Annotated in this window: 10 protein-coding genes; 4 read left to right on the top strand and 6 right to left on the bottom strand. The window is 41.0% G+C overall.

The annotated features are described in order from the left end of the window. Positions 1-30 precede the first annotated feature (30 nt). The 4 genes from sleB to V7121_RS17055 all read right to left on the bottom strand — a co-directional run bounded on the left by sleB (position 31) and on the right by V7121_RS17055 (position 4,838). On the bottom strand, positions 31-750 hold the full coding sequence (gene sleB / locus V7121_RS17070) for a spore cortex-lytic enzyme (RefSeq protein ID WP_335494077.1): 720 nt from the start codon (positions 748-750) through the stop codon (positions 31-33). A 141-nt stretch (positions 751-891) separates the two neighbouring features. Further along, on the bottom strand, positions 892-2,352 hold the full coding sequence (locus V7121_RS17065) for a M20 family peptidase (protein WP_335494079.1): 1,461 nt from the start codon (positions 2,350-2,352) through the stop codon (positions 892-894). Between the two features lie 129 nt (positions 2,353-2,481). Beyond that, positions 2,482-3,927 (bottom strand): DEAD/DEAH box helicase, encoded by a 1,446-nt coding sequence (locus V7121_RS17060; RefSeq protein WP_335494081.1) that lies wholly within the window; start codon positions 3,925-3,927, stop codon positions 2,482-2,484. Between the two features lie 140 nt (positions 3,928-4,067). Next, a complete protein-coding gene (locus V7121_RS17055) occupies positions 4,068-4,838 on the bottom strand; it encodes a CPBP family intramembrane glutamic endopeptidase (protein ID WP_335494083.1) in 771 nt (256 codons plus the stop codon). A gap of 182 nt (positions 4,839-5,020) precedes the next feature. Between V7121_RS17055 and V7121_RS17050 the strand changes: the two genes are divergently transcribed. The 4 genes from V7121_RS17050 to V7121_RS17035 all read left to right on the top strand — a co-directional run bounded on the left by V7121_RS17050 (position 5,021) and on the right by V7121_RS17035 (position 8,696). Continuing rightward, positions 5,021-6,229 carry a sensor histidine kinase gene (locus tag V7121_RS17050; RefSeq protein WP_335494085.1) on the top strand — a complete coding sequence of 403 codons (1,209 nt, stop codon included), beginning with the start codon at positions 5,021-5,023 and terminating at the stop codon, positions 6,227-6,229. Then, positions 6,204-6,863, top strand: coding sequence for a response regulator transcription factor (locus V7121_RS17045; protein WP_335494087.1), 660 nt, complete (start codon positions 6,204-6,206; stop codon positions 6,861-6,863). The genes V7121_RS17050 and V7121_RS17045 overlap by 26 nt, the downstream gene beginning before the upstream one ends. A 203-nt stretch (positions 6,864-7,066) precedes the next feature. Further along, a complete protein-coding gene (locus V7121_RS17040; RefSeq protein WP_335494089.1) occupies positions 7,067-8,098 on the top strand; it encodes a fatty acid desaturase in 1,032 nt (343 codons plus the stop codon). 82 nt (positions 8,099-8,180) lie between these two features. Then, complete coding sequence (locus V7121_RS17035) at positions 8,181-8,696, top strand: response regulator (RefSeq protein WP_335494090.1); 516 nt, start codon at positions 8,181-8,183, stop codon at positions 8,694-8,696. 51 nt (positions 8,697-8,747) lie between these two features. Here the strand turns inward: V7121_RS17035 and V7121_RS17030 are convergent, their stop codons facing one another. Both V7121_RS17030 and dapA read right to left on the bottom strand, forming a co-directional pair. Then, positions 8,748-10,445, bottom strand: a complete 1,698-nt coding sequence (locus V7121_RS17030) for a ribonuclease J (protein ID WP_420490726.1) — start codon at positions 10,443-10,445, stop codon at positions 8,748-8,750. A 123-nt stretch (positions 10,446-10,568) separates the two neighbouring features. Then, positions 10,569-11,456, bottom strand: coding sequence for a 4-hydroxy-tetrahydrodipicolinate synthase (gene dapA, locus V7121_RS17025; RefSeq protein WP_335494094.1), 888 nt, complete (start codon positions 11,454-11,456; stop codon positions 10,569-10,571). Positions 11,457-11,486 lie beyond the last annotated feature (30 nt).

Raw genomic sequence — 11,486 nt, 5'->3', positions numbered from 1 at the left:
AGCTTCCAAGTCTTTTTTAGTAACCTTCAATTATTTACAAAATATATGTTTACCAATTCTTTTGATTTGCGGCCGACTCCAGATCCAGCCGCTTGTCGCGGTATCAGGATTAAAATAATAAATCGCTCCGCCACTTGGGTCCCAGCCGTTAATAGCATCCATAACTGCTTTCTTTGCAGTGGCATTGGGTGTTAAATTAATCTGTCCATCCGCTACTGCTGTAAAGGCACCTGGTTGATAGATGACACCTGCAACTGTATTCGGAAACGATGTGTGGCTGACTCGGTTCAAGATAACAGCTGCAACGGCAACTTGCCCGGTGTATTCCTCTCCGCGGGATTCCCCGTAAACAGCGTTAGACATCAATTGTATATCATTTTGGGAATAACCGTTAGGTACTGAAGCAGAACTGGTGCCTGATGAACCTTGTTTTTCATACTTGGTTGCTTTGACGATTGCTGCCTTTGTTTTAGCCCCAACCACACCATCAACAGGCAGACCGAATTGGTCTTGAAAATTCCGAACGGCCCAGTATGTATTCCAGCCAAATACCCCGTCGACCTTACTTGTGAAATAGCCGTTATATTTGAGCCGTGATTGTAGCTCAATTACATCTTCTCCTGTCGAACCTCTTTGCAGCACCTGACTTGTGAATGCTTGTACATCTTTACTTTGTTCGCTAGTGGTGATTACCACAACAAGTAAAAAAGTGAAACAAAGTGGTAACTTGAGGATCCCTTTTCCCAGCATACCTGTCCTCCTAACGACAATACTTGCTATTAACATATATTCTTCCAATCTTGTCTCTTATTATTTATTTCCATCATGGTTTGATACTAATTTTTACAGAGAGTTAAAAAAAGAATACCACCTAATAGGCGGTATCCATTCTTAGCTATTAGCTTCTTTAATGACTTCGGCATAAAACTGAATGGCCCTGAGGTAATTTTCAACACTGATCTGTTCATTCGTGCCATGCATCCGGTTTAGATCTTCGGAGGTAATCTGAACTGGTAAGAATCGATAGGTATTACTTGATATCCGGTCATATTGTCTAGCATCAGAGCCGGCAAACATTAAGTAGGGGGCGACGACGGCATTTCCATAAACATTTCTGGCCGCCTGTTGAATCGAGGTAAATTGCCATCCCTTAATCGAAGACACCTTGGATGCTTCGTTGCCCGTTATCGTTACTTTAATATCATCATCGTCAATCGTTTTCTCTATAAATGATTTCACCCCAGCTAAGGAATCGCCAGGCATGAGTCGAAGATTAATAAAGGCGGTAGCTTTTTCGGGTAAAGCGTTATACTGTTCACCGGCTTGAAAAATTGTCGGGGCAATTGTGGTCCGAATTAGTGCCGCCGAAGCTGGCTGCCTGAGCAATATTTTTTCAATAAGCGGCTCAAAGATCCCCTTGTTGGCAAATACATATTTCATTCCAAAACTCATTTCCGGTGCTACGAATTCAAACAAGTCTTCACCAGGTCCTCGAAGGTCACCGTTAAACTGGGTTTCTTCTAATTTAGCAATCGCGCTTGAAATTCGGCCAATATTGGTGTGATCCTTTGGCTGGGAAGAGTGACCACCGCTGCCTTCAATCGTCAATTTTGCCGTAGCCGAACCTTTCTCGGAAATACCCACGACACCAACCGGCTGGCTCACACCTGGAACCATGTTTTCGACTATTGCGCCTCCTTCATCTAGAACGTAGTCAAAGGTAATTCCTCTATCTTTTAGAGTGTCTACAATGGCATTGGCACCTTCGTCCCCGCCAATTTCTTCATCAAAACCAAACATAAGGTAGATATCACGCTCTGGTTTGAATCCTTCCGATAATAAATAATCAACGGCTTGTAAAATACCAATCACGCCGATTTTGTCATCCAGCGTTCCCCGGCCCCATATTTTACCGTCCACAACAGCACCACTAAAAGGGTCTTGCTCCCACTTAGACTCCGTACCAGATAGGACAGGGACAACATCATAATGACTGGTTAAGCCGATAGGATTTTTGCTTGCATCTGACCCTTTCCATTTAAAAACGAGGGCATAATCATTTACTTTTTCAAATTCAAGCCGTTCATAAACGTTGGGGAAGGTTTCATGTAAAAAGGCAATAAACTTCTCGAATTCCTTAAAGTCAAACTTACTCCGATCCTGATAAGATACCGTTTTGTAGGTGATTGCTTTGGATAAATGCTGAACGGCTTCGTCCTTGTTAATTACTATGTTTGTTGGGTGGGGGACTGGTTGTTTTGACTTAATTACGAGAGAATTAAAAACGGTTACAATTAGAAAAACAAGAGCAATCCCACCAAGCAACTTTAGTGCAAGTTTTCCCTTTTCCATACAAAGATCCCCACTTTTCCTATTAATATCTTAATAGTACAATATTTATCTGAATAGGGGGAATTTTATGTGAGTTTATAAAAAAAGAACGATTATGCCAGAGGATAATCGTTCTATTTCCAAGCTTCTTTATTTAAGTGCCTTGCTAACCTTCAGTTTTTTCCCTTTAATCGTGGCGTTCTCCATCGCCTGTAAAACAAGCGCACCTTTGCCATTAAGAATATCAACATAGGTCATTTGATCATGGATGGTAATAATGCCGATATCATCGGCTGTGACTCCAGGAATCTTCGCGATGGTTCCGACAAAATCGACCGCCCGCATCTTTTTCTTTTTGCCGCCGCTGAAATGGAGTTTGGTAATACCTTGGTTAATCCGAGCTGTTTTATTATTTCGTACGACGCGACGGCCATTGATTTTTTCCTCAAACGCGTCCTTTCCTCTCTCTACGTCCTCAGGCTTTGGTGCTTCGATTTTCGGAATCTCAAAACCAATATAACGTTCAATCGCACGAACGAATTTTCCTTCATGAGGGGTGGCAAATGTGATTGCTTTTCCTTCATTGCCGGCACGGCCTGTTCTGCCTGTACGGTGGACATAACTTTCCTTTTCCATTGGGACGTCATAATTGATGACGAGGGTGACGTTATCAATATCAATTCCGCGCGCAGCCACATCCGTTGCGATTAGGTAGCGGAAATTCCCCATTTTAAAGCCATCCATGACAGCAAACCGGTCTTGCTGTTCTAATCCTCCATGGAGTCGTTCACAGGAATATTTAGCGCCTTCTAATTCTGAATAGACCGTATCGACATGTTCTTTGGTCCGGCAAAAAATAAGGCAGCTATCTGGATTTTCGACAACGGTAATGTCTTTTAAGAGGGCAAGCTTAGCATCTTCTTTAACCTCAATTAATTGATGCTCAATTGTATCGGTCGTGATACCTGTAGATGCGATCTCGATATTAACAGGATTTTTCATGTATTTATGACAGAGGTTTTCAACATCCTCAGGTAAGGTAGCCGAGAAGACCATGGTGATTCTGTCCGAAGGGAGTTCTTTGATGATCGCTTCGACGTCGTCGATAAACCCCATATTGAGCATTTCATCCGCTTCATCGATAATAAGATACTTAATCTCATCAAGTACTAGGGTTTCTCTATCAATATGGTCGATGACACGTCCTGGTGTACCCACAACAACATGCGTTTTTTGCTGCAATTCTTCCTTTTGTTTTGAAAAGGGCTCTTTTCCGTAAACTGCCATCGCTTTAATCCGTTTAAATCGGCCGATATTGGTTACGTCCTCGCGTACCTGTACCGCAAGCTCCCTTGTTGGGGTAAGAATTAATGCTTGTGGGTTTCTTTCTTCCCAATCGATCATGTCGCATATAGGGATTGCAAACGAGGCCGTTTTACCACTGCCTGTTTGTGATTTAACGACAAGATCTTGATTTTCCAGTGCTAAAGGGATGACTTCGGTTTGAACCTCGGTAGGAGCATCATATTTTAAAATAGCCAGTGCTCTAGTGATTTCCTCACTTAAATTATAATCTGAAAAGCTTTTTTCGCTCATGTATTAACCTCATTTTATAGTATTATCCAGCTTATCTATAGGATTTCTCGCAAAGAAAATTCATATGCATAATCAGAACATGGTTCATTATACTTGAAAAATAGAAAAAAGACGAACAGTGCCAGCACTGTCCGCCCTATTTAATTCGCGGGAATTGTATTTTTAGCGACGCTTATTTTGTGTGTTTCCTTTTTCAATCCGTAAAGTGCATAAATCAGAAAGGCCAGGTTTAACAGAACAAATATCGATAACCAACCTAGTGAATATTGAATACTGTGAACCCCGTATTCACCAGTTGCCGCATATTCTATCGCATCTAGAATGAAATGAAATCCGATGGCTGGAAGTAAACTCTTATTTTGTAAGCGCATTGCTGTAAGGGCCATACCGCCAATAAAGGTCCAAGCAAACTGGAAAAGAGCAAAGGATACATCAGCGCCAACAAAAATATTGCCTAAGTGTGTTGCTCCAAACAAAAGCGAAGGGATGATGATGGCAACCGCTTTTCCAAATGGGAGCATAGCACGAAGTAGGATTCCACGAAACAGGATTTCTTCATTAATCGCCACGCCTAAAGCGGCAATCAATAAGAATGGGACATGACTCCATGGTGAGTGAAAACCTAAATAAAAGGCTAAAGTTAATGGAATAATTAGTACCGGTAACCACATGTACCATTCCTTAACTGAGGGTTTAATTAAACCAATCTCCTTATCGATCCTTACCCATTTAACTGCTAAAACGGCACAGACGGCATATAATAGCATGATTAACCAGCCTAAATCCTTTTGGACAGAAAGTGTGGGGTTGAACATTTGAATACCTTTCACTGTCACCATTCCGAGGATTCCTCTGCCAATCATAACCCCTAGAAATAAAACTACGGCATGCCGGTATAAAAATGACTTCATTAAAATCTCTCCTTTATTAACTAATTTGTATCCTCATTATCAAACAGAATTGGTCATAACAAACAGTGAATTTCGTCATTAAATGTTCTGGTAAAGTCATATGACTTTTGAAACAGGAAATATGGATTAGTTTGTTGAATTACTTACTTTAATTGGATTAAATTGCACAGAAGGAGAGCATTATGCTGCCATTGCAAAATGAAACCCATTGGGTTTACAAAGCTGCACAAATCACGAGAATAGGCTGGTTCATTTTTCATTTATTAATTATGGTAGTATTCCTGCAGCCCTTTCAGTTAGATTGGCTGCTCTTGACTTTGCTATTTGCTGCTTTTCTTATTCCTCAATGGATAGGGGATTGGTTTAGTACATCTAAAAGAACAAACTATCCGTTGCTAGAATTAATTTTTAGCGGACTGTTCTTAATTGTTGCTTGTTCCTTATTAGGCAAATATTCTTCCTTTTTGGCTATTCCATCCCTTTGTGCTGGTATATACAGTAAAGCTGGGAGAGAGAGATGGTTTCTATGGGGAGGTTTTACTATTGTGCCTTTTCTCGCCTACACAGCCATTGGGATAAACGAGATGGGAATGGGAGTGATTGATGGGTTCTTTTTTTTCGGGGTAGGTATTGCTGTTGCTAAGGTCCTTGAGGCAGAAAAAAAGACACAGCTTTTACTGGATGAAAACCGTCGCCAAAATCAACTGTTAGAGGAATACGCCAAACAGATTGAAAAAGTCACATTATTGGAAGAACGAAACCGGCTTGCCAGGGACTTGCACGACACGGTGGGACATACATTTACATCAGTGATTATGGGGCTTGATGCCCTCTCATTCATAATGGATTCTTCGCCCCAAAAAGCTAAAGAACAAGTTGGCAGGTTAAGAGAAGTAATGAGCAGGTCGTTAGATGAAACAAGAACCTATATTCATCAAATTTCGCCGAATGAGGGAAGAGAGGATTTCTCTACCCTACTGAGGAAAATAGCAAGTGAATTTGCTTCCCATACAAAAACAAGCGTTATCTTTAAAAATTTAGGTACCCCAGCTAATATCTCTTTCCAAGGGTCGACTGCCTTAAGCCGCTGTTTACAGGAAGCACTAACAAATGCAGTCCGCCACGGTCAGGCAAAGGAGATTATCATCATGTTGAAACAGGAACCTTCACAGGTTATCTTAACGATTATAGATAATGGGATTGGTATGGACAAAGAAAAGTATGGGTTTGGTCTGAACGGAATGAGAGAACGCTTAGAAGCACTTCAAGGTGAATTGACTATTGAGTCGAAGGTGGAGGATGGTACGGTTGTTACTTGCTTTTTACCAATAAGAGCTGAACGGAAATTAGGGGGAATCAAACAAAATGATAAAAGTGTTGATTGTGGATGACCAAGAGCTCATCCGTGAGAGTCTGTCGATTGTATTAGGAGGGGAAGATGATTTAGAAATTGTTGGGGTAGCCGAGGATGGAAAAATGGCGGCAGCAATGACACAGCAATTTTTACCAGACCTTGTATTGATGGATATTCATATGCCTGTAATGGACGGAGTGGAAGCAACAAGGCAAATAAAGAGTCAGCTTCCTAAAGTTAAGGTGATAATTTTAACTACCTTTCAGGAATTGGAATATGTCAGGGAAGCATTGGCAGCCGGGGCAGAAGGCTATCTACTTAAAGCCATCCATCCGAGAGATTTAGCTGCAGGGATTAGATTGGTTCATCACGGTGGAACCCTAATTACACAGGAGATTGCCAAACAGCTGATTGCTGATTGGATTAATCCTTTGGAACAACCAAAAGCGGAAAAAAATAAAAAAACATCCTACGGTTTGACTGAAAGAGAAATGGAGGTGCTGATGGTACTTGCACAAGGGGCTAGCAATCGTGAGATCGCCAGAAAATTATTCTTAACAGAAGGAACAGTTAAAAATTATATCTCCAATATTTATTCGAAATTAGAAGTCACTGGACGACAAAAAGCTGTCTTCAAAGCAAAGGAAGAAGGAATCATACACCCTAATTAATTGATGAATTTAATTTTTTTTTTAAAAAGTGCCTGACACCAAAAAGTATTGATATAACTGGTGTCAGACACTATTTCTGTTGAAAAATATTATTGTGATGTGACATTTGTCATACCCTGCACATGACACCTGCTACTAACAAGTCCAAACTCCCTTCTATATACTGTGGTTATAACGATACAAAGAAGGAAGGGAATTTAAAAATGACCTTACAAAATACGAAGAATCTAAAAAAACAAGTAGCTCCCTTTGAAAAATCAACGACAAAAGAAAGTGTATGGCAGATGATTAACACGGTCGTGCCATTTATTGGTTTGTGGTATCTAGCCTATCTAAGCTTATCTGTTTCTTATTGGTTAGCATTAGTTCCGATTGTGCTTGCAGCAGGGTTTTTAACTAGGATTTTCATCATCTTTCATGACTGTACCCATCACTCCTTTTTTAAAAGCCGTCGTGCTAATCGAATTGTCGGAACGGCGATGGGTGTCCTAACCATCTTCCCGTTTGATCAGTGGGGCCATGACCATTCGGTTCATCATGCGACAAGCGGTAACTTGGATAAACGCGGCACAGGTGATATTTGGACTCTGACTGTTGATGAATATTTAGCTGCACCACTTAGACTTCGTTTAGCTTATCGTTTTTATCGTAATCCACTTGTGATGCTTGGATTAGGACCGATTTATGTGTTCCTAATTAAAAATAGATTTAACCGCAAAGGTGCGAAAAGAAAGGAACGTAATAACACGTATTTAACTAATGTTCTGATCGTTGCTTTGGTTAGTTTCCTTTGTTGGGCCATTGGATGGCAGTCGTTTCTATTAGTTGAGGGCTCAATTTTCATGATTTCAGGCGCAGCAGGGGTATGGCTGTTTTACGTGCAGCATACATTTGAAGATTCTTACTTCGAAGAAGATAAGGAGTGGGAATATGTGAAAGCAGCAGTTGAGGGCAGTTCATTCTATAAGCTTCCAAAAGTTTTGCAATGGCTGACTGGAAATATTGGATTCCACCATGTACACCATTTAAGCCCACGGGTGCCTAACTATAAATTAGAGGAAGCACATAATAATACGCCTCCGTTACAAAACGTACCAACCATTTCTCTTGCTACAAGCTTAAAATCACTACGTTTCCGTTTGTGGGATGAGGAAAGAAAGAATTTTGTGAGCTTTAGAGAAGTCAAAGCTTTAGCGAAAAAGAAGTTTTCCGTACAAGTGAAACCTGAAATTTAACTAGGTTAATAAAGGCTTGCTCCCCTTAATTTAAGGGGAGTTGTTATTTACATAACAGCTGCCAGATAAGGAGAGAACTTATATGATTCGAATTGTGATTGCTGAGGATCAGGAACTTCTATTAGGGGCAATGGGTTCTCTCCTGAATTTGGAAGAGGATATAGAAGTTATCGGTCAAGCGAGTAATGGGGAAGAGGCTCTTGCACTTGTGCACCGATTGCAGCCTGATGTTTGTCTTATGGATATAGAAATGCCTATAATGAGCGGACTTGATGCAGCTGAGGCTTTAAGGTCATTGAGTTGTAAGGTCATAATCCTCACAACCTTTGCGCGTAGTGGATACTATCAGCGTGCCTTACAAGCGGATGTAAGCGGGTATTTATTGAAGGACAGTCCGAGCGAGGAATTGGCTCGATCAATTCGTAGAATTACTGATGGACAGCGAATATACTCCTCTGAACTTATCGATGAAGACGCGGTCGATAACGAACAGAACATCAACATGCACCAAGCCCTAAAAGAAAGACCGACAAAAACTAACATCGTCAGAAACTACTTCTCCACCATCCTAGATAAAATAAAATTACCAACAGGATAAAAATTAGGTGTCAGGTACCATGTGAAAATTTCACATGGTACCTGACACCTTTTAAATTTCAATAATGATCGGCAGGATCATTGGTTTTCTTTTCGTTTGGGCGAATACGTATTGCCCAACGGATTTTTTGATGTTTTGTTTAATGACATTCCATTGTCTGATATTTTCGCTTTGCAGGTCATTGATGGTCTTTCTGGCAAGGCGATTAATCTCTTTTAGCAGTTCATCCGAATTTCTTGCGTAGACGAAACCACGGGTAATCGTGTCCGGTCCGGAAATGATCTTCCTATCGCCCTTATTAATGGTGATGACAATCACGAGCATTCCATCTTCAGACAGTTGTTTACGATCGCGCAGAACAATGTCACCGACATCGCCAACTCCCATCCCGTCAACATAAGTATCCCCAGCTGGTACTGACCGGGTCTGACGAGCAACTTGGTTTTCCACATCGACCACATCACCATTTTTTATTATGAAGGTATTTCCCTGCTCCACTCCTACGGATTCAGCCAACAACCGGTGGTGGTGCAGCATGCGATATTCACCATGGATTGGAATAAAGTAGGTTGGTTTCATAAGAGTTAGCATCAATTTTAAATCTTCTTGATAGCCATGCCCAGAAACATGCATACCTGTGGTACTTCCAGACCCATAGATCACTTTAGCTCCCAATTGAAATAAGTTGTCGATGATGCGTGAAACGTCCTTTTCATTTCCTGGTATTGGTGATGCAGCTAAAATAACCGTATCTCCGGGATAAACGGAGACATCGCGAAAGTTTCCACTCGCCAGGCGGGAAAGAGCTGCCATTTGCTCCCCCTGACTACCAGTACAAAGGATGACAACCTTTTCAGGAGAAAGGCGATCGACTTCGCGAGGTTCGATAATCATCCCCTCGGGCATGGTTAAATAACCACGGTCAATCGCAACAGAGACGACATTTACCATACTCCGGCCAAGAAGTGCGATCTTTCGATTGGCCTTTATCGCTGCCGCAACCACCTGCTGAACACGATTCACATTCGATGCAAAGGTGGAGATAAAGATTTTTCCGTCAGCTTTCATGAAGGCCTCATCCAAATTGTCACCAATCATTTGTTCGGACGGTGTCAGCCCTTTTCGCTCAGCATTCGTACTTTCAGATATTAAAACAAGGACACCTTCCTGACCAATATTGGCCATTTTATGAATATCTGAATGTTGATTATTCACAGGTGTTAGGTCAAATTTGAAATCTCCAGTATGAACGACATTACCTTCAGGTGTATGAAAAACAACACCGAGGCAGTCCGGAATGCTATGACTGACTCTGAAAAAGGATACAGTCACATCGCCAAACTCAAGTTTGGAGTTAGAGTCAATTGTCATAAGCTTGGTGTTGCCTTGAAGCCGATGCTCGTCAATTTTTAATTCAATCAGCCCAAGTGTAAAATGAGTGGCATAAATAGGTATGTTCAATTTTCTTAAGATATAAGGAATCCCGCCAATATGATCTTCGTGCCCATGAGTCACAATCATCGCACGGATCTTCTCTTGATTTTCTTCAAGGTAGGTAATATCGGGGATAATCAAATCAATGCCTAATAAACTTTCATCTGGAAACTTACCACCGCAGTCAACAATAAAAATATCATCCGCGTATTGAACCACATACATGTTTTTGCCAATCTCATTGATGCCGCCTAAAGCGAAAATGGACAGTTTATTATTATTAGTTCCCAAGGTTAAAATCCTCCCTAATCCCATTAAATAAAAGTAGTATGCCCTTTTGGGAAAACTTTACCCGAAAGGAGGGAGAGAAGTTAACTTTTAACCGGAAACCAATAAAAAGCTGCCAAACACATTGTGTTTGACAGCTTATAGTACACTTTAAGATAATACTTTCACTTTACTTGCTGGAAGAATCCCTTGTAGAGTTATTTTTTCTTCATCGCTTAACGGGAGCAATGGCAGGCGCAGACCGCCTACATTTACTCCATTCATATTCAAGGCTGCTTTTACCGGCGCTGGGTTTGGTGCTGTAAATAATCCTTTCATAACAGGGAGGAGACGGCGATGAGCGATTGCCGCCTCTTGGACACGACCATTTTTAAAGAGATTAATCATTTCTTGTAATTCATTACCTATGACATGTGAAGCAACAGAAACAACACCTGCTCCACCAATCGCTAATACTGGCAAGGTTAAACTATCATCACCACTATAAAGGATAAAATCACTTGGTGTTTGGCTAATAATTTCAGCCATGGCATCAAGGTTGCCGCTTGCTTCTTTCAAGGCAACAATATTTTCTATTTTTGAAAGGCGGACAATGGTCTCAACCGATATGTTGACCACACTACGGCTAGGAATATTATAAAGCATGATCGGTAATCTTGTGGAATCAGCAATCGCTTTGAAATGTTGAAACATCCCTTCTTGACACGGTTTGTTGTAGTAAGGAGCAACCAGCATAATCCCGTCTACACCTGCTTCCTCCGCCTGCTTTGTTAAACTGATCGATGCTCTAGTATTATTAGAGCCAGTTCCGGCAATGACTGGAACTCTTCCATTGACAGCAGCAGCGACAAATTTAAATAAAGCAACTTTTTCCTCCATTGTTAAGGTAGGTGACTCACCTGTTGTACCAGCAACGACAATTCCATCCGTACCATTTTCGATTAAATAGTCTACAAGTGTTTTTGTTGCGTTAAAATCAATCTCACCATTTTGATTAAATGGCGTAACCATCGCGGTTAATACTTGGCCAAAATTCATCAGATTTCACCCTTTATAATAAATTTTTTA

It is taken from the genome of Neobacillus drentensis, assembly GCF_036962125.1.
Lineage (GTDB): Bacteria > Bacillota > Bacilli > Bacillales > Cytobacillaceae > Neobacillus > Neobacillus drentensis_B.
The sequence above is the reverse complement of the archived record's forward strand: the minus strand, read 5'-3'. Positions and strand labels throughout refer to the sequence as shown.

Bases quoted from the DNA above. Each gene is read 5' to 3' on its own strand.
- sleB (WP_335494077.1), bottom strand. From the start codon at position 750: ATGCTGGGAAAAGGGATCCTCAAGTTACCACTTTGTTTCACTTTTTTA.
- V7121_RS17065 (WP_335494079.1), bottom strand. From the start codon at position 2,352: ATGGAAAAGGGAAAACTTGCACTAAAGTTGCTTGGTGGGATTGCTCTT.
- V7121_RS17060 (WP_335494081.1), bottom strand. From the start codon at position 3,927: ATGAGCGAAAAAAGCTTTTCAGATTATAATTTAAGTGAGGAAATCACT.
- V7121_RS17055 (WP_335494083.1), bottom strand. From the start codon at position 4,838: ATGAAGTCATTTTTATACCGGCATGCCGTAGTTTTATTTCTAGGGGTT.
- V7121_RS17050 (WP_335494085.1), top strand. From the start codon at position 5,021: ATGCTGCCATTGCAAAATGAAACCCATTGGGTTTACAAAGCTGCACAA.
- V7121_RS17045 (WP_335494087.1), top strand. From the start codon at position 6,204: ATGATAAAAGTGTTGATTGTGGATGACCAAGAGCTCATCCGTGAGAGT.
- V7121_RS17040 (WP_335494089.1), top strand. From the start codon at position 7,067: ATGACCTTACAAAATACGAAGAATCTAAAAAAACAAGTAGCTCCCTTT.
- V7121_RS17035 (WP_335494090.1), top strand. From the start codon at position 8,181: ATGATTCGAATTGTGATTGCTGAGGATCAGGAACTTCTATTAGGGGCA.
- V7121_RS17030 (WP_420490726.1), bottom strand. From the start codon at position 10,445: ATGGGATTAGGGAGGATTTTAACCTTGGGAACTAATAATAATAAACTG.
- dapA (WP_335494094.1), bottom strand. From the start codon at position 11,456: ATGAATTTTGGCCAAGTATTAACCGCGATGGTTACGCCATTTAATCAA.